General features: G+C 66.9%; 21 protein-coding genes. 15 read left to right on the top strand and 6 right to left on the bottom strand.

Annotation, left to right across the window (positions count from 1 at the left end):
- Positions 1 to 99: 99 nt before the first annotated feature.
- The 12 genes from ramB (at position 100) to atzF (ending at position 15,737) form a co-directional block, all read left to right on the top strand.
- Positions 100 to 1,512, top strand: a complete 1,413-nt coding sequence (gene ramB, locus G9373_RS08865; protein WP_005251841.1) for an acetate metabolism transcriptional regulator RamB — start codon at positions 100 to 102, stop codon at positions 1,510 to 1,512.
- A gap of 262 nt (positions 1,513 to 1,774) precedes the next feature.
- Positions 1,775 to 3,028 carry an urea ABC transporter substrate-binding protein gene (gene urtA / locus G9373_RS08860; protein WP_005563339.1) on the top strand — a complete coding sequence of 418 codons (1,254 nt, stop codon included), beginning with the start codon at positions 1,775 to 1,777 and terminating at the stop codon, positions 3,026 to 3,028.
- Positions 3,029 to 3,070: 42 nt separating this feature from the next.
- Positions 3,071 to 3,955 (top strand): urea ABC transporter permease subunit UrtB, encoded by an 885-nt coding sequence (gene urtB / locus G9373_RS08855; protein WP_005251836.1) that lies wholly within the window; start codon positions 3,071 to 3,073, stop codon positions 3,953 to 3,955.
- Positions 3,952 to 5,070 (top strand): urea ABC transporter permease subunit UrtC, encoded by a 1,119-nt coding sequence (urtC, locus tag G9373_RS08850; protein ID WP_065492074.1) that lies wholly within the window; start codon positions 3,952 to 3,954, stop codon positions 5,068 to 5,070. The genes urtB and urtC overlap by 4 nt, the downstream gene beginning before the upstream one ends.
- Positions 5,067 to 5,912 (top strand): urea ABC transporter ATP-binding protein UrtD, encoded by an 846-nt coding sequence (gene urtD, locus G9373_RS08845; RefSeq protein ID WP_005261083.1) that lies wholly within the window; start codon positions 5,067 to 5,069, stop codon positions 5,910 to 5,912. Before urtC ends, urtD begins: the two co-directional genes overlap by 4 nt.
- A complete protein-coding gene (urtE, locus tag G9373_RS08840) occupies positions 5,899 to 6,612 on the top strand; it encodes an urea ABC transporter ATP-binding subunit UrtE (RefSeq protein ID WP_054245707.1) in 714 nt (237 codons plus the stop codon). Before urtD ends, urtE begins: the two co-directional genes overlap by 14 nt.
- The gene (locus G9373_RS08835) at positions 6,612 to 7,310 is read left to right on the top strand and encodes a GntR family transcriptional regulator (protein WP_005261085.1); all 699 of its coding nucleotides are present in this window, start codon (positions 6,612 to 6,614) and stop codon (positions 7,308 to 7,310) included. Before urtE ends, G9373_RS08835 begins: the two co-directional genes overlap by 1 nt.
- A gap of 99 nt (positions 7,311 to 7,409) precedes the next feature.
- Positions 7,410 to 8,246, top strand: coding sequence for an SDR family NAD(P)-dependent oxidoreductase (locus G9373_RS08830; RefSeq protein WP_005563342.1), 837 nt, complete (start codon positions 7,410 to 7,412; stop codon positions 8,244 to 8,246).
- A complete protein-coding gene (locus G9373_RS08825) occupies positions 8,243 to 8,776 on the top strand; it encodes a carboxymuconolactone decarboxylase family protein (RefSeq protein WP_005563343.1) in 534 nt (177 codons plus the stop codon). Before G9373_RS08830 ends, G9373_RS08825 begins: the two co-directional genes overlap by 4 nt.
- Positions 8,777 to 8,809: 33 nt before the next feature.
- Positions 8,810 to 10,249, top strand: a complete 1,440-nt coding sequence (locus G9373_RS08820; protein WP_005251827.1) for a TIGR00366 family protein — start codon at positions 8,810 to 8,812, stop codon at positions 10,247 to 10,249.
- Between the two features lie 92 nt (positions 10,250 to 10,341).
- Positions 10,342 to 13,992, top strand: a complete 3,651-nt coding sequence (gene uca / locus G9373_RS08815) for an urea carboxylase (protein ID WP_133985028.1) — start codon at positions 10,342 to 10,344, stop codon at positions 13,990 to 13,992.
- Positions 13,992 to 15,737: an allophanate hydrolase gene (gene atzF, locus G9373_RS08810; protein WP_005563345.1), complete on the top strand. Its 1,746-nt coding sequence runs from the start codon at positions 13,992 to 13,994 to the stop codon at positions 15,735 to 15,737. Before uca ends, atzF begins: the two co-directional genes overlap by 1 nt.
- Here atzF and G9373_RS08805 read toward each other — a convergent pair.
- Positions 15,734 to 16,591: an SDR family oxidoreductase gene (locus G9373_RS08805; RefSeq protein WP_167114704.1), complete on the bottom strand. Its 858-nt coding sequence runs from the start codon at positions 16,589 to 16,591 to the stop codon at positions 15,734 to 15,736. The two genes, atzF and G9373_RS08805, sit on opposite strands and share 4 nt — an antisense overlap.
- 123 nt (positions 16,592 to 16,714) lie before the next feature.
- Here G9373_RS08805 and G9373_RS08800 point away from each other — a divergent pair, with 123 nt between their 5' ends.
- The gene (locus G9373_RS08800; RefSeq protein ID WP_005261092.1) at positions 16,715 to 17,125 is read left to right on the top strand and encodes a helix-turn-helix domain-containing protein; all 411 of its coding nucleotides are present in this window, start codon (positions 16,715 to 16,717) and stop codon (positions 17,123 to 17,125) included.
- On the opposite strand, the gene G9373_RS08795 is transcribed toward G9373_RS08800, so the two are convergent.
- Both G9373_RS08795 and lpdA read right to left on the bottom strand, forming a co-directional pair.
- Positions 17,118 to 17,564, bottom strand: coding sequence for a DUF5709 domain-containing protein (locus G9373_RS08795; protein WP_037205424.1), 447 nt, complete (start codon positions 17,562 to 17,564; stop codon positions 17,118 to 17,120). The two genes, G9373_RS08800 and G9373_RS08795, sit on opposite strands and share 8 nt — an antisense overlap.
- A 112-nt stretch (positions 17,565 to 17,676) precedes the next feature.
- On the bottom strand, positions 17,677 to 19,077 hold the full coding sequence (gene lpdA / locus G9373_RS08790; protein ID WP_007301341.1) for a dihydrolipoyl dehydrogenase: 1,401 nt from the start codon (positions 19,075 to 19,077) through the stop codon (positions 17,677 to 17,679).
- A 67-nt stretch (positions 19,078 to 19,144) separates the two neighbouring features.
- Here lpdA and G9373_RS08785 point away from each other — a divergent pair, with 67 nt between their 5' ends.
- Positions 19,145 to 21,223, top strand: a complete 2,079-nt coding sequence (locus G9373_RS08785; protein WP_258085234.1) for a prolyl oligopeptidase family serine peptidase — start codon at positions 19,145 to 19,147, stop codon at positions 21,221 to 21,223.
- 39 nt (positions 21,224 to 21,262) lie between these two features.
- Here the strand turns inward: G9373_RS08785 and G9373_RS08780 are convergent, their stop codons facing one another.
- Both G9373_RS08780 and G9373_RS08775 read right to left on the bottom strand, forming a co-directional pair.
- Positions 21,263 to 22,096: an alpha/beta fold hydrolase gene (locus G9373_RS08780; RefSeq protein WP_237720650.1), complete on the bottom strand. Its 834-nt coding sequence runs from the start codon at positions 22,094 to 22,096 to the stop codon at positions 21,263 to 21,265.
- 73 nt (positions 22,097 to 22,169) lie between these two features.
- On the bottom strand, positions 22,170 to 23,213 hold the full coding sequence (locus G9373_RS08775; protein WP_133985032.1) for an alpha/beta hydrolase family protein: 1,044 nt from the start codon (positions 23,211 to 23,213) through the stop codon (positions 22,170 to 22,172).
- Between the two features lie 781 nt (positions 23,214 to 23,994).
- Here G9373_RS08775 and G9373_RS08770 point away from each other — a divergent pair.
- Positions 23,995 to 24,201, top strand: a complete 207-nt coding sequence (locus tag G9373_RS08770; protein WP_133985034.1) for a PspC domain-containing protein — start codon at positions 23,995 to 23,997, stop codon at positions 24,199 to 24,201.
- A 214-nt stretch (positions 24,202 to 24,415) separates the two neighbouring features.
- On the opposite strand, the gene groL is transcribed toward G9373_RS08770, so the two are convergent.
- Entirely contained in the window at positions 24,416 to 26,041 is a 1,626-nt protein-coding gene (groL, locus tag G9373_RS08765) for a chaperonin GroEL (RefSeq protein WP_005263938.1), read from the bottom strand.
- Positions 26,042 to 26,205: the final 164 nt, after the last annotated feature.

The following is a 26,205-nucleotide window of genomic DNA, read 5'->3' as shown; positions in this document are numbered from 1 at the left end:
AGAGGTACGTTCGCCCCGCGTCATCGCGTCCCGACCCGCGCGAGTAAATCTTGCGAAGGTTCCGTTCGCACATCTGACCTGCACCGGTACCATTGCCGTATGTCCAAGACCTTCGTCGGCACCCGGTTGCGTCAGCTCCGCACCGAGCGTGGACTGAGCCAGGCGGCGCTGGCGAAGACGCTGGAGATCTCCGCCAGCTACCTCAATCAGATCGAGCACGACGTCCGGCCGCTGACGGTGCCGGTGCTGCTGCGGATCAGCGAGGTGTTCGGCGTCGACACCACGTTCTTCTCGTCCCAGGACGACACGCGCCTGATCGCGGAGATGCGCGAGGTGGCGCTGGACCAGGAGATGGGCATCGACGCGGACGCCCAGGAGATCGCGGAGATGGTGGCGTCGCATCCGGGTCTGGCGAAGGCGATGGTCAACATGCACCGCCGCTTCCGCAACACCACCGCGCAGCTGGCTCTCGCCACGGAGGACCGCTACAGCGACGGCAGCGGCAGCGGCTCGATCACGATGCCGCACGAAGAGGTCCGCGACTACTTCTATCAGCGGCAGAACTATCTGCACGAACTGGACACGGCGGCGGAGGAACTGACCGCGCGCATGCGATTCCACCGCGGCGACGTCGGCGGTGAGATCGCCCGCAGGTTGCAGACCGTGCACGACGTGCAGATCGTCAGGCGCATCGACCTCGGCGAGAACGTCCTGCACCGCTACGACCCCGAATCCCGGCTGCTGGAGATCTCGCCGCATTTGTCGGGCGGCCAGCAGGTGTTCAAGTTCGCGACCGAGCTCGCGTTCCTCGAATACGGCGACCTGCTCGACAAGCTGGTGGCGGAGGGCGGCTTCACGAGCGACGAGTCCGTTGCGCTCGCCCGGCTCGGGCTGGCCAACTACTTCGCTGCGGCCACGGTGCTTCCCTACGGCCAGTTCCACGACGTGGCCGAGGACTTCCGGTACGACATCGAGCGGCTCTCCGCGTTCTACTCGGTGAGCTACGAGACGATCTGTCACCGTCTCTCGACGCTGCAGCGCCCGAAGCTGCGCGGTGTCCCGTTCATGTTCGTCCGCGTCGACCGGGCCGGGAACATGTCGAAGCGGCAGTCCGCCACCGGGTTCCACTTCTCCACCAGCGGTGGCACGTGCCCGCTGTGGAACGTGTACGAGACGTTCGCGTACCCCGGCAAGATCATGAACCAGATCGCGCAGATGCCGGACGGCCGCCGGTACCTGTGGATCGCCCGCACCGTCGAACGTCGCGCTCAGCGCTACGGCCAGCCCGCCAAGATCTTCGCGATCGGGCTCGGCTGCGAGATCCGGCACGCCCACCGCCTCGTCTACGGCGATGGTCTCGACCTCGACGATTCCAACCCGGGCACCCCCATCGGCGCCGGCTGCCGGGTGTGCGAGCGCGTCAACTGCCCGCAGCGCGCGTTCCCGCCGCTCGGCAAGCAACTCGACATCAGCGAGCACCAGAGTTCGGTCTCCCCGTACCTGATCCGCTGACTCGTCCTTTGTCACATCGGTTCAATCCGACTGAACCGGTGTGACATTGGCCGCAGCGGCAGCAGCATCCGGCCACGCCGGGGGCTCTGTGAGCGCTTGTTCACGTAACCGTAATTCGCGTCACGAACACGTCACCGACAGACATTCAGACGCAACAACGGCCGCTTAATGTTCGCCCCACGAATACACCTCTGTATACGTGGGGCGGATACATGTCCCGGGTTGCGGAGGTCCCCAAGTCCTCCGACGGAAAGGCCCGTACATGCGCACCTTCTCCAAGCGCGCCCTCGCTGCACCGACCGCGCTCGCCGCCATCGGGCTCGTGCTGACCGGTTGTGGCAGCAAGGCGTCCGACACGGCCGGCGAGTCCACCGCGGCGTCCTGTGTGGACACCTCCGGGGACACGATCAAGGTCGGGTCACTGAACTCGCTGTCCGGCACGATGGCGATCAGCGAGGTGACCGTCCGGGATTCGATCGCGCTCGCGGTCGACGAGATCAACAACTCGGGCGGCGTGCTCGGCAAGAAGATCCAGATCGTCGCGGAGGACGGGGCCTCGGAGCCCACCGTGTTCGCCGAGAAGGCGGAGAAGCTGATCAGCAGTGACTGCGTCGCAGCCGTGTTCGGCGGTTGGACGTCGTCGAGCCGCAAGGCGATGCTGCCGGTGTTCGAGGACAACAACTCGCTGCTCTACTACCCCGTGCAGTACGAGGGGCTCGAGGATTCGAAGAACATCTTCTACACCGGGGCCACCACCAACCAGCAGATCGTGCCCGCCCTCGACTACCTGAAGGAGAAGGGCGTCAAGTCGCTGTACCTGGTGGGCAGCGACTACGTGTTCCCGCAGACCGCCAACCGCATCATCAAGGCGTACGCGGAGGCCAACGGTATCGAGATCAAGGGCGAGGACTACACCCCGCTCGGCTCCACCGACTTCTCGACCATCGTCAACAAGGTCCGCTCCGCCGATGCGGACGCCGTCTTCAACACCCTGAACGGCGATTCCAACGTCGCGTTCTTCCGCGAGTACGCGAACGTCGGCCTGAAGCCCGCCGACATGCCCGTCGTGTCGGTGTCGATCGCCGAGGAGGAGGTCGGCGGTATCGGCGTCCAGAACATCGAGGGACAGCTGACCGCCTGGAACTACTACCAGACCATCGACACGCCGGAGAACAAGAAGTTCGTCGACGCGTACAAGGCCCGGTACGGCGCGAACAAGCCGACGTCCGACCCGATGGAGGCCGCCTACACGTCCGTGTACCTGTGGAAGAACACCGTCGAGAAGGCGAACTCCTTCGCCACCAAGGACATCCAGGACAACGCGGACGGCGTCACGTTCGCCGCACCGGAGGGACTGGTCACCATCGACGGGTCCAACCACCACATCACCAAGACCGCGCGCATCGGTGAGATCCGGAACGACGGCCTGATCTACACGGTCTGGGATTCGGGCACCCCGATTCAGCCGGACCCGTACCTGAAGTCCTACCCGTGGGCCGAGTCGCTGGGTAGCTAGGACACGGTCCGACGAGCACGAGGTAAGAGAGGACACACATCGATGGATGTAGTGATCGGACAGCTGTTCACCGGGTTGAGTATCGGATCGATCCTGTTGCTGGCGGCGTTGGGGCTGTCGTTGACGTTCGGCCAGATGGGCGTCATCAACATGGCCCACGGCGAATTCATCATGGCCGGCTCGTACACGGCTTACGTGGTGCAGCAGGTGGTGTCGAGCGCCACCGGTTCTCTGTTCATCTCTCTGCTCGTCGGCTTCGTGGTCGGTGGCGCGATGGGCGTCCTCCTCGAGGTCACCCTCGTCAAGCGGATGTACCACCGGCCGCTGGACACGCTGCTGGTGACGTTCGGGGTGGGACTGATCCTGCAGCAGCTGGCGCGGGACGTCTTCGGTGCACCCGCCGTCAACGTCGCCGCACCGGAGTGGCTCTCCGGCGGTGTGGAGATCCTCGGCGCGGTGGTGCCGAAGACGCGCCTGTTCATCCTGGTGCTGGCGGTCGTGGCAGTGGTCGCGCTGTCGCTGGCGATGCAGAAGTCCCCGATGGGACGCCGCATCCGCGCCGTGGTGCAAAACCGCGACCTCGCGGAGACGAGCGGGATCTCCAGTCGCCGAACCGATGTGACGACGTTCTTCATCGGTTCCGGTCTGGCGGGTGTCGCGGGTGTGGCGCTCACCCTGATCGGCTCGACGAGCCCGACCATCGGGCAGAGCTACCTCATCGACGCCTTCCTGGTGGTCGTGGTCGGCGGCCTTGGCCAGATGAAGGGAGCGGTGATCGCCGCGTTCGCGCTCGGCATCCTCAATTCGTTCGTCGAGTACTCGACCACGGCGTCGATCGCCAAGGTCATCGTGTTCGTGGTCATCGTGGTGTTCCTCCAGGTTCGGCCGCAGGGCCTGTTCGCCGTCAAGACGAGGAGTCTCGTATGAGCATCCTGACGAGTGGCCGCTACCGCGCGTGGGCGGGATTCGCGCTGGCCGCACTGCTTCTGTACGTCGTCGCCCCCGCGGTTCTCAGCGACTTCCGGCTGAGCCTGCTCGGCAAGTTCCTGTGCTTCGCGATCGTCGCGGTCGGTATCGGCCTGGCGTGGGGCCGCGGCGGCATGCTCACCCTCGGCCAGGGTGTGTTCTTCGGATTGGGCGCCTATATGATGGCGATGCACCTGAAGATCGCCGACGCAGAACTCCGCGGCGACACCGTGCCCGACTTCATGCAGATCGCGGGCATCCGCGAACTGCCGGGCTACTGGGTGCCGTTCACGTCGCCGATCGTGACGATCCTGGGAATCCTGCTGATCCCGGCGCTGGTCGCGTTCGTCCTCGGGCTCGGCGTGTTCAAGCGCCGCGTCAAGGGCGCCTACTTCGCGATCCTCAGCCAGGCGCTCGCCGCCGCGTTCGCCATCCTGCTGGTGGGCCAGCAGAGCACCGGAGGAAGCAACGGCCTCAACCGGTTCCGCACGTTCTTCGGTTTCAACCTGAACGATCCGGCCAACAAGCAGATGCTGTTCTTCATCGCCGCAGGTGTGCTGCTGGCCGTGGTCGCGATCACCCGGCAGCTGATGAACAGCCGTTACGGCGAACTGCTCGTCGCCGTCCGGGATCAGGAGGAGCGCGTCCGCTTCCTCGGGTACGACCCGGCGAACATCAAACTCGTCGCCTACGTGACGGCCGCGTTCTTCGCGGGCCTCGCCGGCGCGCTGTTCGTGCCGATCGTCGGCATCATCTCCCCCGCCGACGTCGGGATCGTCCCGTCGATCGCGTTCCTGATCGGGGTGGCCATCGGCGGACGTTCCACACTCCTCGGCCCGGTCCTCGGCGCCATCGGGGTGGCGTGGGCGCAGAGCGCGTTCTCGGAGTCGTTCCCCTCCGGCTGGACGTACGCGCAGGGTCTGCTGTTCATCGTGGTCGTCGGCTTCTTCCCGGCTGGCGTCGCGGGACTGTTCGCGCTGCTGAAGCGGAAGAAGAAGGCATCCTCCGACGAACCTGCCCCGCCCGGACCGGAAGACGAGACCGAGCCGACGGAACGAATGGAGATGGCGCGATGACGATTCCTGCCACGGCCAAGGAACCCGTGCTCGGCGGCAACGCCGGAATGTCCAGCGAGTACCTCGAGGTCCGGGACCTTCGGGTCAGCTTCGACGGCTTCAAGGCGGTCGACGGCGTCGACCTCACCCTCATGCAGGGCGACCTGCGGTTCCTCATCGGCCCCAACGGCGCCGGCAAGACCACTCTCGTCGACGCCATCACCGGGCTCGTCCCCGCGACGGGATCGGTCACGAAATCCGGTGTCGAGTTGATCGGCAAGAAGGTGCACCGCATCGCCCGGCTCGGCGTGGGCCGCACGTTCCAGACCGCCAGCGTGTTCGAGGAGTTGACGGTTCTCCAGAACCTCGACATCGCGGCGGGCGCCGGCCGTTCGGCACTCACACTGTTGCGCCGACGCAAGACGGTGCTCCCCGCCATCGAGGAGGCGCTCGACGTCACGGGTCTCGGCAAGCTCCGCGACACCCCGGCGGGAATCCTCGCGCACGGGCAGAAGCAGTGGCTCGAGATCGGGATGCTGCTGGTGCAGAACTGCTCCGTCCTGCTCCTCGACGAGCCGGTGGCCGGCATGAGCCACGAGGAACGCGACGAGACGGGAAACCTGCTGCGCCGCATCGGCGGTGAGCGGACCGTCGTGGTGGTCGAGCACGACATGGACTTCATGCGCGCGTTCGCGACGTCGGTGACCGTGCTGCACGCCGGGAAGGTGCTGAGCGAGGGAACCGTGGAGCAGGTGCAGGCCGACCCGCGTGTGCAGGAGGTGTACCTCGGGACCGCCGCGGCCGGCGCCGCCCCCGAGTTGCAGCCCGAGGTTTCTAAGGAGGACAGCGATGCTCGAGCTTGACGACATCCGGGCCGGGTACGGCCGAACCGAAGTGATCCACGGAGTCGCGCTGACGGTCCCGTCGGACGGTGTGGCCGCGGTGATGGGACACAACGGCGCGGGCAAGACCACGCTTCTCCGGGCCGCGGTCGGACTGATCAAGGTCGACACCGGGCGGGTGTTGTTCGACGGCGAGGATGTCACGGCGCTGCGGCCGAGCGCCCGCGTGGCGCGCGGCCTCGCCTACGTGCCGCAGGGCCAGCAGTCGTTCGGTCAGCTGACCACCGCGGAGAATCTGCAGGTGGTGGCCGACGGCCGCAAGCGCGGAAGGGAACTCGTCGGCGAGGTGCTGGATCTGTTCCCGGCTTTGCGCGGCCTGCTCGACCGGCGTGCCGGTCTCCTCTCCGGCGGGCAGCGTCAGCAACTCGCCATCGCGCGGGCCCTGATCACGGAACCGAAGATGCTGATCCTCGACGAACCGACGGAGGGCATTCAGCCGTCCGTCGTGGCCGAGATCGAGCGCACCATCGTGGAACTCACCCGCCGCGGCGGGCTCGGAGTCCTGTTGGTGGAACAGCACATCGGGTTCGCGCTCGAATCCGCCGAGAGCTACTACGTCCTCGAGTCGGGGCGGGTCACGTCCTCCGGCGCGGGTGGCGCCGCACCCGATTCCGACGTCCGTACCGCGGTCTCCGACGTCCGCGCGGCGATGGCCATCTGATGGCGCGCCGAGAACCGGCCGGCTCCCTCAGCGATCACGTGTATCTGTCGCTGCGCACCGACCTGATGAGCGGCCGGATCCCACCGGGACAGCGTCTCGGCGAGGAGCGTCTCGCCGACACCTACGGGGTGTCCCGGACGCCGGTGCGGGAGGCCCTGGCCCGACTCCTCGCCGACGGACTCGTCCAGCGCGACGTGGGCGGGTTGTTTCCGTACCGCCCCCGCATCGACGAGCTCGCCGGCCTGTACGAACTGCGCATCACGCTCGAACTCCAGGGAATCGCCCGGGTCCGCGCCGACGAGTCGCTGTCGCACGACCCGGACGTTCTGGGACCCGAGCTCGACCGGTGGTACGCGTTGCGGAAGGAGAACCCCGAGCCGGACGCCGGGTTCGTGGCGCTCGACGAGCAGTTCCACACCGTTCTGCTGCGGTCGGCCGGCAACCGGGCGCTGTCCGATGCGCTCGTCAGCGTGAATGCGAAGGTGCGGCCGGTCCGGATGTTCGACTACCTCACCCCCGACCGCATGAGCGCGACCATCGACGAGCACATCTCGGTGGCCGAGTTCGCTCTCGACGGCAAGCTGGATACGGCGTACGACACGCTGCTTGCGCATATCAGCGAGTCGCGCGAAGTGGTCATCGAGCGTGCTGAACAGGCACTTTCCCTCGCACGGATGGCCTGGGCGATCCGGGATTGAGACAGTTGTCCAATTCGGTTGGACATTTTTCCCACCAACGAACCGAGCGGGTGCTAGCGTCTTGCTACCGCTCGGTAACACAGGTTGGGAACTCGCTTCATGTCACGCACTCTCGAAGAGAATCTGGTCGGACGCCGCGTCCTGATCACCGGGGCAGCCCGGGGTATCGGCGCCGGACTCGCCAGACGACTTCACGAGCGGGGCGCCCGTGTCGGGCTGCTCGGCCTCGAACCCGAACTCCTCGAACAGACAGCCACCACGTGCGGCCGGGCGCCGTGGCGTCGATGCGACATCCGCGACCGGCGAGCCGTCGAGGACTCGTTCGACTACCTCGCCGACCGGCTCGGCGGCCTCGACGTCGTCGTCGCCAACGCGGGCGTGACGCCCCCGGCGCACATCGTCGAGGGCGATCCGGAGGTGATGCGGTATGCCATCGAGGTGAACGTGATGGGGACGTATCACACGCTGCGCGCCGCGGGACCGTACATCGGCCACCGCAACGGGTACGCACTCGTCGTGGCGTCGTCGACGACGTTCAGCCCCCTGCGCGGCGTGCACGGCGCCACGAGAGGCGGTGCCGAGGAGCTCGGCGGGGCCCTGCGGGAAGAGATGAAACCGCTGGGGACCCGGGTCGGTATCGCCCGGCTCGGCGAGATCGACACGGACCGGACCCTGATCGACTTCGACGGCCTCGCGGTTCCCCCACCCCGCGGCAGTGCACTGACCCGGACCTCCTCGATCACGGTGGCGGTCGATGCACTCGAACGGGGAATCGCGGGGCGGAAGAATCGGATATACGCGCCGTCCCGGGTACCCGGGTCGGATTCTGTGCGTATGCTCGCACTTCGGGCCACGGAGATGACCCGTTCGATCGAACTACGCGCGCACGCAGCCGTTCCCGCGAGGGGACGAGTAGAAGGAGAGGGGGCGGCGTGACCGCACGCATTCCACCCGGACGTCTGAAGGAACTCGGCCCCGTCAACTGGGTGCTGTGGCGAATCATCTCCCGTGTCGCCGGTGTGCCGGACGCACATCTGTTCAGCACGGTGGGCCGCACGAGGGGGCTCTTCCGTGCGTGGCTGCAGTACTCCGGCAAGCTGATGCCGGGCGGGCAGATCTCCCGGTACGAGACCGAACTGATCATCCTTCGGGTGGCACACCTGCGGAAGTGCAGCTACGAGATGGACCACCACGTGCGCCTCGGACGCCGGGCGGGCGTCACCCCGGCGCTCCTCGACCAGGTGCTGGAAGGTCCCGCCGCGGAGGGCTGGGACGCGCGCCGCCGCGCCATCCTCACTGCCGTCGACCAACTCGTCGCCACCGACAACCTGGACGATGCCACGTGGTCGGCGCTGAGCACCCACTTCGACGACCGCCGGATGATCGAATTCTGCTTTCTGGTGACCCAGTACGACGCCCTGGCCACCACCATCGGGACTCTGAGGATCGAACGCGACTATTCGTAGGTTCCGCATCGCGTAGAGAAGAGGAACGGCCGCATGACATCCGCTACCGACGAGGTCCGCTCCGAGAAGGGACTGGCGCGGGTCGCGCAGTCGCTGGCCGGCTGGACGGAGAAATGGTTTCCGGACGCCTACGTCTTCGCGCTCGTCGGCGTCTTCGTCGTCTCGGTGGCCGCACTGGCCAACGGTTCGTCTCCGCAGACGGTCGTGGACGCGTTCGGTGACGGTTTCTGGGATCTGACGGCGTTCACCCTGCAGATGGCCATGGTGGTGCTGACCGGATACGTCGTCGCCACGTCCCCGCCGGTCGCCCGGCTGATCGATCGCCTGGCCCTGGTGCCTCAGTCGGCGCGCACCGCAGTCAGTTTCGTCGCATTCCTGTCCATGTCGGTCTCCTTCCTGAACTGGGGGCTCAGTCTGGTGTTCGGAGGGCTGCTCGCCCGGGCGATCGCCCGCCGATCCGACCTGCGAGTGGATTACCGTGCGCTCGGCGCTGCGGCCTTCATGGGTCTGGGCGCCGTGTGGGCGCTCGGCATGTCCTCGTCCGCCGCGCAACTGCAGGCCACCGCCGCATCCCTACCGCCGGCGCTGCTGGAGATCACCGGCGTCCTCGACTTCGGGACCACGATCTTCACCTGGCAGTCGCTGCTGATGTGCGTGATCATCATCGCCCTGACCGTGGTGATCGCCCACTTCTCCGCGCCGAGGGGCGCGGCCGTCACCACCGCCCAGGATCTGGACGTCGACCTCGACGACCGGCCGAAGGAGGTGGCGCCCCGAACGCGACCGGGAGAGTGGCTCGAATACAGCCGGATCCTGCCGGCGCTGGCCGGTCTGATGACGCTGGGGTGGCTGATCTCCCAGCTGGTGACCAAACCCGTGCTCACCGTCGTCAGTAGCCTGAACGCCTATCTGCTGGTCTTCCTCATGCTGGGGCTGGTGCTGCACGGGACGCCGCGCAAGTTCCTGCAAGCCGTCGCGCTGGCCGTCCCGGCGACGGCCGGCATCCTGGTCCAGTTCCCGCTGTATGCCGCGATGGCCGCAATCCTCACGAAGGCCGAGGGCAGAAACGGCCTCACCATCTCGGAGCACCTGGCCGAGTTCTTCACGAACATCGGCAGCGGCGGCGGCTTCACCGTCGTCATCGCCCTCTACACGGTCGTGCTGGGCCTCTTCGTGCCGTCCGGAGGCGGAAAATGGCTCGTCGAGGCGCCTTACGTCATGCAGTCGGCCACCGATGTCGGGATGAACCTGGGCTGGACGGTCCAGGTGTACAACGTCGCCGAGGCCCTGCCGAACCTGATCAACCCGTTCTTCATGCTGCCCTTGCTCGCAGTGCTGGGGCTCAAGGCGCGCGATCTGGTGGGATTCACGTTCCTGCAGTTCATGTTCCACCTGCCGGTGGTCCTGCTCCTGGTGTGGCTGCTCGGAACGACGTTCGAGTTCGTACCCCCGGTGCAGCCGTCCTCACCGTGATCCCGATTCGCGCAGGCCGTGAGAGGTCTTACTAACCCACGCGTTACCTCGAGCAATCTCGGTGAAACACCCCGTCCTTAGCGTATACAACCATGTCCACAGGGATGAATACGCCGCCGATCGAGTACTCCTTCGACACCCTGCTCGTCGCGAACCGGGGCGAAATCGCCTGCCGCATCATGCGATCGGCACACCTCCTCGGACTGAAGACGGTTGCGGTCCACTCGGACGCCGATTCGGCTGCCGCGCACGTCGAGATGGCCGACGTCGCCGTCCGGCTGGGTCCGGCTCCCGCCCACGAGTCGTATCTGCGGGCCGACGCCGTCGTGGAGGCCGCCCTGGCGACGGGCGCGGGCGCGATTCATCCCGGATACGGCTTCCTGTCGGAGAACGACGCGTTCGCCGCAGCGGCGGAATCCGCCGGGATCGCGTTCGTCGGTCCCACCCCCGAACAGCTGCGCACGTTCGGGAACAAGCACACGGCACGCGAGGCCGCCCGCGCCGTCGGCGTCCCGCTCGTCGCGGGCAGCGGGCTCCTCGACTCCGTCGACGACGCCCTGTCCGCGGCCTCCGACATCGGCTATCCGGTGATGATCAAAGCGGTCGGTGGCGGCGGGGGCATCGGGATGCAGGCGTGCTTCGACGCCGCCGAACTCCGCGAGGCCTACGACCGCGTCCAGCGCCTCGCTCAGGCCAACTTCTCCTCGTCCGGGGTGTTCCTGGAGCGCTTCGTCGCCCGTGCCCGGCACATCGAGGTGCAGGTGTTCGGCGACGGACTCGGCCGCACGCTGAGCCTCGGCACCCGCGACTGCTCACTACAGCGCCGCAACCAGAAAGTGGTCGAGGAGGCCCCGGCACCCGGACTCTCCGACGACGTGGTGGAACAACTGCTCAGCTCGTCCCGCAGTCTCGCGTCGTCGGTGAACTACCGGTCCGCGGGAACCGTCGAGTTCGTCTACGACGTGGACCGCGGTGAAGCGTCGTTCCTCGAGATGAACACGCGACTGCAGGTCGAACACCCGGTGACCGAGGAAGTCACCGGAGTGGACCTCGTCGAGTGGATGCTGAGGCTCGCCCGCGGGGACGGTTCCATGCTCGACGGGCTGCCCGACTCCGGACCCGAGATCAGGGGAACCGCCGTCGAGGCCCGCATCTACGCCGAGGACCCCGGCCACGACTACCGTCCCAGCGCCGGACGACTCACAGGGGTCGAGTTCCCGGCTCACACGCGGGTCGAGACGTGGGTCGAGACGGGAACCGAAGTGAGTGCCTATTACGACCCGATGCTGGCGAAGGTGATCACCCGCGGGCACCGGCGTACGGCGGCGTTCGCCGCCCTCGCGGAGGCACTCGCCGACACGCACATCTACGGAGTCCAGACGAACCTGCCCCAGCTGCGGCGGATCTGCGTCGCCGACACGGTGCTGGCCGGCGAGCACACCACGCAGTCGCTGGCCGATCTGCGGCCGACCGGCCGACGCGTCGACGTACTCCGCGCCGGGACGATGACCACCGTGCAGGACCACCCCGGCCGAACCGGACTGTGGGAGGTCGGAATTCCGCCGTCGGGACCGATGGACGACCTGTCGTTCCAGTTGGTCAACACCGCGGTCGGCAATCCGGTCGGCGCGCCGGGACTCGAATGCACCCTGCAGGGGCCGCGCCTCGTGATCTCGGATGCCACCGTGATCTGCGTCGGCGGCGCCGACACCCCGGTCACGCTCGACGGCGAACCGATCCCCTTGTGGGAACCGGTGGAAGCGCCGGCCGGGTCCGTCCTCGACGTCGGCACTCCGGCGGACACCGGCCTGCGCACGTACCTCGCATTCCGGGGCGGCATCGACGCTCCGCTGTACCACGGCAGCGCGTCCACGTTCACGCTCGGCGGGTTCGGCGGCATCACCGGCAAGGCCGTCACCACCGGTGACGTGCTGGGACTCTTCGACGACTCGCTGTTCGAGAACACCACGGGTCTCGGCGCACCGCATCCCGTCCCGGAGGACTCGCGTCCCGAATTCACGCACGTGTGGCATCTCGCCGTCACCGAGGGACCGCAGCCGGCGCCCGCCTACTTCACCGACTCCGACATGGCGCAGTTCTACGACACGACCTGGAAGGTCCAGACCCACGCGAACCGGACCGGCCTCCGGCTCGACGGCCCCAAGCCGGTCTGGTCGAGGACCGACGGCGGCGACGCCGGGCTGCACCCGTCGAACCTGCACGACAACCCGTACAGCGTCGGAGCGCTCAACGTATCCGGCGACACCCCGATCCTGCTCGGCCCCGACGGACCGAGCCTCGGCGGCTTCGCGTGCCCCCTCACCGTGGTGAAGGCGCACCGGTGGAAGCTCGGGCAGATCAGGCCCGGCGACGAAGTGCGGTTCGTCGCCGTCTCCGACGACGGTGCGCACGTGCTGCGGGCGTCGGATTCGTCTCGCAAACTGGATCTTCCGCCCACCGCAACCCGCTCGGCGAACAGCGACGGCGGGGCCCTGCGCCGCATCCCGCCCGTACTGGACCGTCCCGAGGTCGCGTACCTCCGCGGCGGCGACGACAACGTCCTCGTCGAGTACGGGGACCGGGAACTCGACCTCGGACTCCGCATGCGCGTCCACGCGCTGTCGGAAGCGCTGATCCGGCGTCGGGTCCCGGGCATCATCGACATCACTCCGGGTGTGCGCTCCCTGCACCTGCATTTCGATGCCGACGAACTTCCCGCCGGCCGGTTGCTGGACATCCTCCAGGACATCGAGGAACTGCTGCCCGCGACACACGATCTGGTGGTGCCGAGTCGCACGGTCCGGTTGCCGCTGTCGTTCGACGACCCGTCCATCGCCGAGGCCATCGACCGGTACCGCAACGGTGTCCGCGACGAGGCGCCGTGGCTGCCGTCGAACACCGAGTTCATCCGGCGCATCAACGGTTTGGACAGCGTCGACGACGTGCGCGACGCCGTGTTCGACGCCGAGTACCTGGTGCTGGGGCTCGGCGACGTCTACCTCGGCGCACCACTGGCCGTGCCCCTCGACCCGCGGCACCGCCTGGTCACCACCAAATACAACCCGGCGCGCACGTGGACGCCGTCCGACGCGGTCGGGATCGGCGGCAAGTACCTGTGCGTCTACGGCATGGAGTCGCCAGGCGGTTACCAGTTGATCGGGCGCACCGTCCCGATCTGGTCCGGCTACCGGCAGCACCGCCCCTTCGACGAGGGCACACCGTGGATGTTCCGGTTCTTCGACCGCATCGTGTGGGAACCCGTCACCCCGGAGCAGCTGCGCGAATACCGCGAGCAGGCCGTCGCGGGGCGGTTCGACGCCGAGATCTCCGACGGCACGTTCGCGTTCGCCGACCACCTGAAGTTCCTGCGGGACAACGCCGAATCCATCGCCGAGTTCGACTCCCGGCAGTCCGCGGCGTTCGAGGCGGAGAAGTCCGCGTGGCGCGCGTCGGGCGAATTCGACCGCGTCGAGCAGGCGCCCGCACCCGAGCCGTCGGCACGGGTCGACGTTCCGCCCGGGGCTGTCGTCGTCGAGGCTCCCATGGTCGGCAGCGTGTGGCGCGTCGAAGTCGAAGCTGGGCAGCGCATCGAACCGGGACAGAACGCCGTGGTACTCGAGGCGATGAAACTCGAGATGCCGGTTGCATTCACCACGTCCGGAACAGTCCTCGAAGTCCTCGTGTCACCGGGCGCGATCGTCGAACCGGGCACCCCCCTCGTCGTGATTGGAGCAGAAAACTGATGACTGTCGATGCCGTGAACCGCGGACAGACCACCCTCTCCCCCACCGCCCGTGTCGAGGATGCCTTCCGGCGGATCGCCGAGGTGGACCGTCCGGAAGTGTGGATCACCCTCCGGCCCGCCGAGGACGTGCACGCCGATGCCCTTGCCGTGCAGGCCCGTCTCGACGCCGGCGAAAACCTCCCCCTGGCCGGGAAGGTCGTGGCGGTCAAAGACAACATCGACGTCGCGGGACTGCCGACGTCGGCAGCGTGCCCCGAGTTCGCCTACCTCCCCGACGTCACCGCGAGCGCTGTGCGCCGCCTCGTCGAGCAGGGCGCTGTGGTGCTGGGGAAGACGAACCTCGACCAGTTCGCGACCGGGCTGGTCGGGACACGCAGTCCGTACGGCGCCGTCCGGTGCTCGTGGGACCCCGACCGGGTGTCGGGCGGATCCAGCTCCGGTTCCGCCGTCGCCGTCGCCCTCGGCATCGCCGACATCGGAATCGGCACCGACACAGCAGGTTCCGGGCGGGTCCCGGCCGCGTTCAACGGTCTCGTCGGCATCAAGGCGACGCTCGGCGTCATCCCCGCCGACGGCGTCGTTCCCGCCTGCGTCGACTACGACTGCGTCACCGTCTTCGCCACCGAACTCGACACGGCCGTGACCGCCGCCCGCATCATGTCGGGCCCGGCGAGCGCGGACCCGCGAAGCCGCGCGTGGCCGTCCGACGTCCGCCTGGCGGCGCCCACGCAGCCGAGGGTCGCGATTCCCGCGGAACAGAATCTCGATCTGCTGACACCGGAGTACCGTGCGGCATTCGTTGCCACGGTGGGGTCGTTGGCGGACCGAGGTTTCTCCGTCGAGGCGATCGACATCTCCCCACTCCTCGACGCCGCCCGCCTGCTGTACGACGGCGCCGTCGTCGCCGAGCGGTACACCGCTGTCGGGAAATTCCTCGACACCGCGCCGGCGGGCGCCGATCCGGTGGTCACCGCCATCGTCGAGTCGGCGAGGAAGCCGGCGGGCCACGAGTTCGCCGCCGACCTCGACACGCTCACCCGCGTCAAGGCGCAGACGCGGGAACTGCTGGCCGGTTTCGACGGCCTCCTGCTGCCCACCACCACCGAACACCCGACCATCGCTGCCGTACAAGCCGATCCGATCGACATCAACCGGCGGATGGGCACGTACACGAACTTCTGCAACCTGCTCGACATGGCGGCCGTCGCGGTCCCGGGCGCCCCGACCGCCACCGGCGACCCGTTCGGTGTCATGTTCGTGGTGCCTGCGTTCGCCGACCAGGTGGCCGTGGACCTCGCGGCCCGTCTCGTCGGTGCACCGGCGCCCACCCTCGTCGCGGACGGTGTGGAACTGGCCGTGTTCGGAGCCCACCTGCGCGGACAGCCCCTGCATTTCCAGCTCGAGGACATCGGCGCACGGTTCGTGGACACCGTCACCACCACCGACGCCTACCGGCTCACCGCACTCGACACGACGCCGCCCAAGCCCGGTCTCGTCCGTCGCGGCCCCGGCGCGGGAGCGGCGATCATCGGGGAACTGTTCCGGGTGTCACCCGCCGGGCTGGGCACCTTCCTCGCCGCACTGCCCGCCCCGATGGCGCTGACGAGCGTCGAATTGTCCGACGGCCGCGCCGTGGTCGGCTTCAGCTGCACCCACGACGCGGTCGACGGGGCCACGGACATCACCGAATTCGGCAGTTGGGTTGCCTACACCCGTGAGTACTTGTCAACCGCCCGCGGTTAATAAGTACTCACGGCAAGGACGGCGGCGGCGCGAGTCGAGTTGCGACCGATCAGCTTCTGCAGGTCGCCGCTCTCGGTGTCGAGGGCGCCGACGGCGACTCCCGCATCGGAGTCGGCGAGCATGCTCGCGATCGGTGCGGGCAGTCCGGCCCCCTCGAGCACCGCGGCGTACTCGGCCTGCGGAAGGTCCTTGTACGACACCGGCTTTCCGAGGACGGACGAGATGACCTCCGCCAATTCGCTGTACGTCAGGCGCTCGTCGCCACCGAGCTCGTACACCTTGCCTGCCTGCCCGTCGGCGAGCAGGACCGCGGCGGCGGCCTCGGCGTAGTCCTTGCGGGCGGCAGCGGCGACGACACCCGTTCCGGCACTGCCGAACAGCGCACCGGTCTCGGCCGCGGCGGGAATGCTGCCGAGGTAGTTCTCCCAGTACCAGCCGTTGCGGAGCAGCGCGAAGTCGATTCCCGACTGCGTCAGCCGGTCCTCCGTGGCGCGGTGTTCGACGGCCAATCCGATCGGGCTGTTCTGCGCGTCGAGGACGCTGGTGTAGGCGACGAAGCCGACCCCGGCGGCCTTCGCGGCGTCGATGACGTTGGTGTGCTGGGCAACCCGCTGACCGACCTCGCTGCCGGAGACGAGCAGCAGCTTGTCGACGCCGTCGAAGGCGGACTCGAGTGCGGCGCGATCACCGTACTCCGCCTGCCTGATCTCCACGCCCTTGTCGGCGAGGTCCGCGGCCTTGGCCGGGGTGCGGACGACGGCGACGATGTCGCCCGCGGGGGTGCCCTTGTCGAGCAGTGCCTCGACGACGAGTCGACCGAGGTGTCCGGTTGCTCCTGTGACGGCGATGGTCATGACGAACTCCTAGCGCGTAGTGGTGCGAGTTGACTATTCAAGCTCACTTTCCATCATGCACTAATTTTTCGTAAGTGCAAATGTTCTCGTAAGCACTTCCCGCATGCGGGGTAGGCTGGGCGCATGTCCGAGCTCCCACAGCCAGCGCAGGAAAGTGAAGACCGCACCCTCGAGGCCGACGTCTTCGCACGCGACTGCGCGTCGCGCGAGACGCTGCAGACCGTCACCGGCCGATGGGGTGTGCTCGCACTCGCGGCGCTGACCGAGGGCAGCTACCGGTTCAGCGCACTCCGCCGACGCGTCGACGGCGTCAGCGAACGCATGCTGTCGCAGACATTGCACGCACTCGAACGAGACGGCCTCGTGGTCCGCGAAGTGCTCGAAGCCATTCCGCCGAAGGTCGAATACAGCCTCACGCCGCTCGGCGCCGAGGTCGGCTCACGCCTCATCGGCCTGATCGAGCTCGTCGAAGCGCGCGTACCCGACGTCCGGGCGGCGCAGGAGAAATACGACGCCGCTCGCGGCGTCAGCTGAGTTCGTCGGGCTCGGTGTCCTCGTCGACGATGTGGACCGCGGCCTCCTCGGCGGACGCCGCTCCCCCGTCGATGCCGATGTCGGACGCCACGAGGTCCTTCTCCTCGTCCTCGCCCACACCCTCGTCCTCCGCGACGAGCCGGCCCGACCGCAGCCGCCCGACCTCGTTGTCGTCGAGGATCTCCGCGTCGTCGTCTTCCAGAGCCGGGTCGGGCTCCTCCTCCGCGAGCCGCTGATCGAGGGTCTCACCCTCGCGCTGCTCGGCGGCCGTCGTCCCGTACGCGTCGAGGCCGAGCGGCCTCTCCGGAGGCGAATAGCCCTCATCGAGAACGTCGTCCACACCTCGGTCGACCAACGTGTCCTCCGGCTGCAACTGGTCCTCTTCGTCCAGGCTGTACTCGCCCTCGGATCCTTCTGGCGTGCTGTCCGGCATGGTCATCCTCCCCACGATGCCACCGCAGCGGGCAGTTCGCCATCGGATCGCGGAAGCAACTCGGGGAGAAACGCGAAGGGCCCGCACAGAGACTGTGCGGGCCCTCTCGGTGTTCGGGTCAGAAGTTGATCATGTGCCCGGCGAGACCGTGGATGGCCTCCTGCAGGGCTTCGCTGAGCGTCGGGTGCGTGTGCACGTTGCGGGCCAGCTCGTTGACCGTGAGGTCCCACTTCTGCGCGAGGGTCAGCTCGGGCAGCAGCTCGGACACGTCCGGGCCGATCAGGTGCCCGCCGAGCAGTTCGCCGTACTTCTTGTCGGCGATCAGCTTGACGAAACCGGTCGGGTCACCGAGACCGTGTGCCTTGCCGTTGGCGGTGAACGGGAACGTCGCGACCTTCACGTCGTAACCCTCGTCCTTGGCCTGCTGCTCGGTCAGACCGAAGCTCGCGACCTGCGGCTGGCAGAACGTGGCCCGCGGCATCATCCGGTAGTCCTCGATCGGCAACGTCTCGGCGCCGGCGATCGTCTCGGCGGCCACGACGCCCTGCGCCTCGGCGACGTGCGCCAGCTGCAGCTTCATCGTCACGTCACCGATGGCGTAGATGTGCGGCACCGACGTCTGCATCGTGTCGGTGATGCCGATCGCACCACGATCGAGCTGCACGCCGGTCTTCTCGAGGCCGAAGCCCTCGACGCGGGGCGCGAATCCGACCGACTGCATCACCTTGTCGACCACGACGGTCTCGATGTCGCCGGACTTGTTGTTCTTGATCGAGACGGTGACCTTGCTGCCGTCGTCGTCGATGCTCTGGACGGCGGCACCGGTCTTGATCGTGACGCCGAGCTTCTTGTACTGCTTCTCGATCTCCTTGGAGACGTCCGCGTCCTCGTTGGGCAGCGCACGGTCGAGGAACTCGACGATCGTGACGTCCACTCCGTAGTTCTTCAGGACGTACCCGAACTCCATGCCGATCGCGCCGGCACCGACGATGAGGATCGACTCCGGGAGATCGCGGGTGAGGATCTGCTCCTCGTAGGTGACCACGTTCTCGCTGAGCGAGGTGCCCGGCAGCAGCTTGGTGGTGGAACCGGTGGCGATGATGGCGTTGTCGAACGTCACCGTCTCCGTCCCGCCCTTGGACAGCTCGACCGAGATGGTGTTGGCGTCGGTGAACGACCCCTTGCCGTCGTACTCGGTGATCTTGTTCTTCTTCATCAAGAAGTGAACGCCCTTGACACGCCCGTCCGCGACCTTGCGGCTGCGGTCGTAGGCGGCGCCGAAATCGAAGGACGCCTCTCCCGAGATGCCGAACGTCTTGGCCTCTTTTGTGAAGAGATGCGCAAGTTCGGCATTGCGGAGAAGTGCCTTGGAGGGGATGCAGCCGACGTTCAGGCACACACCGCCCCAGTACTTCTGCTCGATGATGGCGGTGCTCAATCCCAGCTGTGCCGCGCGGATAGCAGCGACGTACCCACCGGGACCGGCTCCGAGGACAACGACGTCATAGTGTGAGGTCACGGTTGTTCAGGGTAGTCCCGTCCGGAATCGCTGTCTCCACGCGGTCGTATTACCCGCGAGTAGCCTCATCCGTCACACCTTTGCCGCCGCGACCAGGCACGACACCGCCTGCAAGAATGGCGCCATGACGGATCCCTTCCTCTGGCTCGAAGATGTCACCGCGGAACGGTCACTCGACTGGGTGCGCGAGCGCAACGCCCGCACGCTCGCCGAGTACACCGAGAACGCCGAGTTCTCCGCGCTCGAGAGCCGGATCCTGGACGTGCTCGACACGGACGACCGGATCCCCTACGCCGGCATGCGCGGCGAGTACCTGTACAACTTCTGGCGCGACGGCGACCACAAGCGCGGCATCTGGCGGCGCACCACGCTCGAGCAGTACCGCACGGAGAACCCCGAGTGGGACGTCCTGCTCGACGTCGACGCCCTCGCCGAACAGGAGGGCGAGAACTGGGTGTGGGCCGGGGCCAGCGTGCTGCGACCCGAGCAGTCACGCGCCCTGCTGTCGTTCTCGCGTGGTGGCGCCGACGCGTCCGTGGTGCGCGAATTCGACATCGAGAAGCGCGAATTCGTCGGCGGTGACCACGCATTCGACGTCCCCGAGGCGAAGACCAGCATCAGCTGGATCGACACGGACACCGTGTACGTCGGGACCGACTTCGGCGAAGGCTCGATGACCGACTCCGGCTACCCGAGAATCGCGAAACGCTGGCATCGCGGCACCCCGCTCACCGAGGCGGTCACCGTCTTCGAGGGTGAGACCACCGACGTATCCGTCGGCGCCTCGTACGACGACACCCCCGGATACGAGCGGCACTTCGTCGGCCGGTCCATGGACTTCTACAATTCCGAGCGCTACCAGCTGCTCCCGGACGGGTCGAAGGTCCGGATCGACACCCCCGACGACGCGGGCTCGTCCGTGTACCGCGACTGGTTGACCATCCGTCCGCGCACCGACTGGGACGTGGACGGCACCGTCTACCCGGCCGGGTCGCTGCTCGCCGCGAACTACGCCGACTTCCTCGCCGGGTCACGCGAGCTGACGCCACTGTTCACCCCGGACGAGCACACGTCCCTCGAGCAGGGAACGTGGACCCGGAACCACCTTCTCCTCGTGCGACTGTCGGATGTGCAGACCAAGCTGTCGGTGCTCACGCCGAACGACACCGGGTGGGAGGAGAAGCCTCTCGACGGTGTACCGGAACTCACGGCGAGCGGGATCATCAGCACCGATCCCCGCACCAGCGACAGCTTCTTCGTCAACTCCAGCGGATTCACGACGCCGGCGACGCTGCTGTACGGCACGGTCGGTGGACCGCTCGAACCCGTCAAGCAGGCGCCGTCGTTCTTCGACGCGGACGGCATGTCCGTGGCGCAGCACTTCGCGGTGTCCGACGACGGAACCGAGATCCCCTACTTCGTGGTGCGCCGCGACGACGTCACCGGCCCCTGCCCCACCATGCTGTACGGATACGGCGGCTTCGAGAACTCGATGGTCCCGGGGTACAGCGGTTCGGTGGGGTTCGCGTGGCTCGAACGCGGCGGCGCGTACGTGGTGGCGAACATCCGCGGCGGCGGCGAGTACGGCCCGTCGTGGCACACCCAGGCGGTGCGGGAGGGTCGTCACAAGGCGTTCGAGGACTTCGCCGCGGTCGCTCGCGACCTGGTGGCCCGCGGCATCACGACGTCGAAGCAGCTCGGGATCCAGGGCGGCAGCAACGGCGGACTCCTCATGGGCGTCATGCTCACCCGCTACCCGGAACTGTTCGGGGCGATCGTGTGCCAGGTTCCGCTCCTCGACATGAAGCGGTACCACCTGCTGCTCGCCGGGGCGTCGTGGATGGCCGAGTACGGCGATCCGGACAACCCGGACGACTGGAAGTTCATCAGCGAGTACTCGCCGTATCAGAACACCGACGCGACCGCGGACTACCCGCCGATCCTCGTCACCACGTCCACCCGCGACGACCGCGTCCACCCCGGCCACGCCCGCAAGATGACGGCACTGCTCGAGGAGCAGGGCCACGAGGTCTGGTACTACGAGAACATCGAGGGCGGGCACGGCGGGGCCGCGGACAACGCGCAGGCCGCATTCAAATCGGCGCTCACGTTCACGTTCCTGTGGGAGATGCTCACCCGCCCGTGAGTACTTATCAACCGCCCGCGGTTAATAAGTACTCACGGGTCAGGTGTGGTCGTGGATCCACTCGACGATCCGGTCGACGGTGCCGGCGGGGTCGCGGATCCACCCGTTGTGGCCCAGCGGCTGCGGCTGGTGCCACAGCGTGACGTCGGCGTTCGGGAGCTTCGCGAGGAGGTTCTTCGCCGAGGATTCCGGCGCCAGATCGTCTCCTTCGACGGTCACGGCCAGCACCGGCAGTTTCAGCCGGGCGATGCGTTCCTCGTAGTCGATGTCGGCGCCGTCGGGTTCGATCCTGCCGGTGCGGGCGAATCGCGACCAATCGGTGATCAGCGCCTTCGACTGCCGCCCGAACCCTCCGATGTCGAGTTTGTCGCCGGGCCAGAACCCCGCAAGGTTGGCCGTCATCGACATCGCCGCGGCGCCGACCAGCATCCGCGGGGCATGGATGCCGGGGAACCCCCGGTGATACGGCGACCCGGACGCGACGAGCACGATCCCGCCGAGCCGGCCGCGGATCCGGGCCGCGTACATCACGCCGAGCTGACCCCCCATGCTGTGTCCTAGCAGGAAGGGCGTGGCGGCGGGAAATCGCTCCCGCACCACTTCGAAGATCGCGGGAAAGTCGAGGGCCACCAGTTCGTGGTAGCCGTACGTGCTGGCGCTGCTCGGGCGGGGACGACTGTCGCCTTGGCCGCGGAGCTCGCCGATTGCCGCGTTGAACCCCCGGGACACGAGTTCCTCGGCGAAGGGTTCGTAGTAGCCGGCGGGAATTCCCAGGCCGGGAAACACCACGATGACAGGGGCCTCGTCCGGGCCGGGAAACAGGCGAACCGGAGTGGTGGTTCCGTCGGGCATCTGGATCGGTACTGTCTCCACCTCGTCAGACTAGACGGCTCGACCCCCGCAGATCCGGGATCTGCGGGGGTCGAGTCTCATCCGAGACCGGTGATTACAGGCCGATCGACGCAGCGAGCATCGGCCACGACTTGTGCAGGTCTTCCTGCCAGTACGACCACGAATGCGTGCCGACGGGCCGGAAGTCGAACGTTGCGGGAATCTGCAGTTCGTTCAGTTTGTCCGCGAGCGCGTGGGTGCACTGGTTGGTGGCCGCCTCGATGGCGCCGCCGAGGAGGATCTGGTTGGCGAGCGTTCCGACGTCGCCGTTGATCCCCGGCCCGTTCAGCTGGTCGCCGGGCCCGGGCAGTCCGGATCCGTTGCTGACGTAGATGTCGAGTCCGCGCAGCTTCTCCGCGTTGATGTACGGGTCGTTGGCCGTCCAGCCGGGGCCGTCTTCCGGTCCCCACATGTTGGAGGTGTCGCCGCCACCGCGGCCCTCGACGACCAGCCGCACGTACGTACGGCCGGGGTCCGTGCTGGTCATCGCGCAACCGCTGTAGGCGCCGACACTCTCGTACAGGCCGGGAGCCGACTGCGCCAGGCTGAGCACCGAACTACCCGCCATCGAGATACCGGCGATCGAGTTGACGCCGTTGGTGCCGAGCGCGGAGTCCACGATGGGCGGAAGTTCCTGCGTGAGGAACGTCGTCCATTTGTTGTTGCCCAGTTCCGGGTCGGACTGCTCCCAGTCCGTGTAGTAACTGAACGCGCCCTCCATGGGCGTGACGACGTTGACGTTCTTGTCTGCGAAGAAATCGACGACATCGGTCCTGGCCTGCCACGTGGCGGAGTCCTCGCCGCCGCCCGCCCCGTTGAGCAGGTACAGCGTGGGCCTCGGTGCGCTCGTGTCCGCGGGAGTGATGACCCGCAGCGGAATCTCCCGGTCCATGGAGGCCGAGTACACCTGCATGGTCAACTGCCGGTCGTCGATCTCGTCGGTGCTCACCAGGTGGGAGCCACCGGCCGCGACACTGGCGTCTCCGGTCGGATCGGCGGAAGCGGACGCCTGGACTCCGAGGCACGGAATCGCCGCCGTCAGGGCGACCGCGAGCGCGAGCCGCACCCCGTACCTACCCGCTGCAGTGCGGTTGACCATCGTTCTCCTTCGCTGCGACGTCACCTGCCCGACTCCGAAGAGGCGAGAGCTGGAGCCCACATGATGTCATGTGGACTCCAGCTCTCGTCGAGAAGTGGGGTCGAAACGGGGGTTTCCCTATTCCGCGACGGACCCGATGAAGTCGATCAGTGTGGTGAGCGCTTCGAGCAGAGTCAGAAAGCTGTCGGACATAGTATTACTCCTTTTCGACGCAGTGGATTTCGAACTTCCCCCCGCGATCAGGGGCTCCGTCATTTGTACCCGAGTTTTCTCTTCGAATAAGCACAAAGTGGTAAACATTTGCGATCGTTGACTTAACGACGAACTCACGAATGAGTACTGGCTACTTCTCAATTATCGCCTGAACATGCGCCTCTATCAGGTTATATAGCGTCACCACGACCTCCGGATCCACGTTCCTGTAATCGAGGAGCGACAGAACATACCTGATTGCATTGTTTCCGGACTTTTTCTTGTCATTGCCCTTGAATCACCCGCCCGAGAATGAGGGTCGGCGAATTCGAATGTCTCTTCTTTTGCCGCGGTGAACGCATCCGATTTGTCTCTAATTCAAAATTGATCGGCAAAAGTTTCTATCTTTACACCGAATCGCCCTGAAGTGTGGGATATCGAGTTCATCGGCGCGGCGCGGACACGAGAACGATCGACCCCGAGGCACGAACAGCGAGCGGTATGGAGCGGGCACTCAGGGTGAAAGACCAGGGTCGGGATCGGGGTACATCCCGATGTGCCGGCAGGTCTCGCCCAACAGAATGGGAGCATGACATTCGAGAGCAACACTCCCCGCCAGTTCACCCGTTCCGACAACCGAAAGATGCTCGCAGGCGTCTGCGGCGGCATCGCCGAATACTTCTCGGTGGACGTCAACCTCGTCCGGCTGCTCACCGTGGTCGCCACGCTGGTCACCGGCGGCACCGCGGCCCTCGTCTACCTCGCCGCCTGGATGCTGATGCCGGCCGGACACTGACCCGGGCGACACCGAAAAGCACTGTGGCCGTGAAACGAATCCACGGCCACTGCCGACAGGAGATCTGCCGACGCGCACACGGGAAGGGGCGGGTCACCGACACGAAAGAGCCCGGGACACCAGATGGTGTCCCGGGCTCTTCGAGCACTTCGTGCCCGTGAGTGGTAGGCGAGTCCGAGGACTCCTCAACCACTCACAGGAGGCGTAGCCGCCTTTAGAAGTCCATACCGCCCATGCCGCCGGTCGGGTCGCCCACGGGCGCTCCGGCCTTCTCCGGCTTGTCGGCGACGACGGCCTCGGTGGTCAGGAACAGAGCCGCGATGGACGCTGCGTTCTGCAGCGCGGAGCGGGTGACCTTGACCGGGTCGTTGATGCCGGCTTCGAGCAGGTCGCCGTACTCGTTGGTCGAGGCGTTGAGGCCGTGACCTGCGGGCAGGTTGCGAACCTTCTCGGCAACGACGCCGGGCTCGAGGCCCGCGTTGAAGGCGATCTGCTTCAGCGGTGCTTCGAGGGCGACGCGAACGATGTTCGCACCGGTGGCCTCGTCACCTTCGAGCTTCAGGTCGTCGAGCGCGGGAGCCGACTGCAGCAGAGCCACGCCACCACCGGCGACGATGCCCTCTTCGACGGCAGCCTTGGCGTTACGCACGGCATCTTCGATGCGGTGCTTGCGCTCCTTGAGCTCCACCTCGGTGGCAGCGCCAGCCTTGATGACTGCAACGCCACCGGCCAGCTTGGCCAGGCGCTCCTGCAGCTTCTCGCGGTCGTAGTCGGAGTCGCTGTTCTCGATCTCGGCGCGGATCTGCGCCACGCGACCGGCGATGGCCTCGGGGTCTCCCGCGCCTTCGACGATGGTGGTCTCGTCCTTGGTGATGACGACCTTGCGTGCCTGGCCGAGCAGCTCGAGTCCGGCGGTCTCCAGGGAGAGGCCGACCTCTTCGCTGATGACCTCGCCACCGGTGAGGATGGCGATGTCGGCGAGCTGAGCCTTGCGACGGTCACCGAAGCCGGGAGCCTTGACGGCCACGGACTTGAAGGTGCCACGGATCTTGTTGACCACCAGGGTGGACAGGGCTTCGCCCTCGACGTCCTCGGCGATGATGACCAACGGCTTGCCGGACTGGATGACCTTCTCCAGCAGCGGCAGCAGGTCCTTGACCGTGGAGATCTTGGAGCTCACGAGCAGGATGTACGCGTCCTCGAGGACGGCTTCCTGACGCTCCGGGTCGGTGGCGAAGTACGCCGAGATGTAGCCCTTGTCGAAACGCATGCCCTCGGTGAGCTCGAGCTGCAGGCCGAAGGTGTTGGACTCCTCGACCGTGATGACGCCTTCCTTGCCGACCTTGTCCATGGCCTCGGCGATGAGCTCGCCGATGGACGGGTCGCCTGCGGAGATACCAGCGGTAGCAGCGATCTGCTCCTTGGTGTCGATCTCCTTGGCGGTCTCGAGCAGACGCACGGTGACGGCCTCGACGGCCTTCTCGATGCCGCGCTTCAGACCCAGCGGGTTGGCGCCGGCAGCGACGTTGCGGAGACCCTCACGGACGAGAGCCTGGGCGAGAACGGTAGCGGTGGTGGTTCCGTCGCCGGCGACGTCGTCAGTCTTCTTGGCGACCTCCTTGACCAGCTCGGCACCGATCTTCTCGTAGGGGTCCTCGAGCTCGATCTCCTTGGCGATGGAAACACCATCGTTGGTGATCGTGGGGGCGCCCCACTTCTTCTCGAGCACGACGTTGCGACCCTTGGGGCCCAACGTCACCTTGACTGCGTCGGCGAGGGCGTTGAGTCCCCGCTCGAGGCCGCGACGGGCCTCTTCGTCGAACGCGATGATCTTGGCCATTGCGAAGTGATCCTCCGGATTGGGGGTGACACACAAGGCGACCGCTAGTCGGGTCGCCTCATTTACGCCTTCGGCCGAGTTCGGTGCCCGCGACGGACGACCAGGGGTGTCTTTGGTTCCCGGTCTCACCGTCCCGACCTGGCACTCACGCGTCGTGAGTGCCA

It is taken from the genome of Rhodococcus sp. A14 (genome assembly GCF_011603105.1).
In the GTDB taxonomy this organism is placed as follows: domain Bacteria; phylum Actinomycetota; class Actinomycetes; order Mycobacteriales; family Mycobacteriaceae; genus Rhodococcus_F; species Rhodococcus_F opacus.
This window is presented reverse-complemented; position numbering and strand designations above follow the sequence as displayed.

Bases quoted from the DNA above. Each gene is read 5' to 3' on its own strand.
- G9373_RS08775 (WP_133985032.1), bottom strand. From the start codon at position 23,213: ATGGTCAACCGCACTGCAGCGGGTAGGTACGGGGTGCGGCTCGCGCTC.
- urtC (WP_065492074.1), top strand. From the start codon at position 3,952: ATGAGCATCCTGACGAGTGGCCGCTACCGCGCGTGGGCGGGATTCGCG.
- G9373_RS08830 (WP_005563342.1), top strand. From the start codon at position 7,410: ATGTCACGCACTCTCGAAGAGAATCTGGTCGGACGCCGCGTCCTGATC.
- urtA (WP_005563339.1), top strand. From the start codon at position 1,775: ATGCGCACCTTCTCCAAGCGCGCCCTCGCTGCACCGACCGCGCTCGCC.
- ramB (WP_005251841.1), top strand. From the start codon at position 100: ATGTCCAAGACCTTCGTCGGCACCCGGTTGCGTCAGCTCCGCACCGAG.
- uca (WP_133985028.1), top strand. From the start codon at position 10,342: ATGTCCACAGGGATGAATACGCCGCCGATCGAGTACTCCTTCGACACC.
- G9373_RS08795 (WP_037205424.1), bottom strand. From the start codon at position 17,564: ATGACCATGCCGGACAGCACGCCAGAAGGATCCGAGGGCGAGTACAGC.
- G9373_RS08820 (WP_005251827.1), top strand. From the start codon at position 8,810: ATGACATCCGCTACCGACGAGGTCCGCTCCGAGAAGGGACTGGCGCGG.
- urtD (WP_005261083.1), top strand. From the start codon at position 5,067: ATGACGATTCCTGCCACGGCCAAGGAACCCGTGCTCGGCGGCAACGCC.
- groL (WP_005263938.1), bottom strand. From the start codon at position 26,041: ATGGCCAAGATCATCGCGTTCGACGAAGAGGCCCGTCGCGGCCTCGAG.
- urtB (WP_005251836.1), top strand. From the start codon at position 3,071: ATGGATGTAGTGATCGGACAGCTGTTCACCGGGTTGAGTATCGGATCG.
- G9373_RS08800 (WP_005261092.1), top strand. From the start codon at position 16,715: ATGTCCGAGCTCCCACAGCCAGCGCAGGAAAGTGAAGACCGCACCCTC.
- G9373_RS08770 (WP_133985034.1), top strand. From the start codon at position 23,995: ATGACATTCGAGAGCAACACTCCCCGCCAGTTCACCCGTTCCGACAAC.
- G9373_RS08835 (WP_005261085.1), top strand. From the start codon at position 6,612: ATGGCGCGCCGAGAACCGGCCGGCTCCCTCAGCGATCACGTGTATCTG.
- atzF (WP_005563345.1), top strand. From the start codon at position 13,992: ATGACTGTCGATGCCGTGAACCGCGGACAGACCACCCTCTCCCCCACC.
- G9373_RS08805 (WP_167114704.1), bottom strand. From the start codon at position 16,591: ATGACCATCGCCGTCACAGGAGCAACCGGACACCTCGGTCGACTCGTC.
- urtE (WP_054245707.1), top strand. From the start codon at position 5,899: ATGCTCGAGCTTGACGACATCCGGGCCGGGTACGGCCGAACCGAAGTG.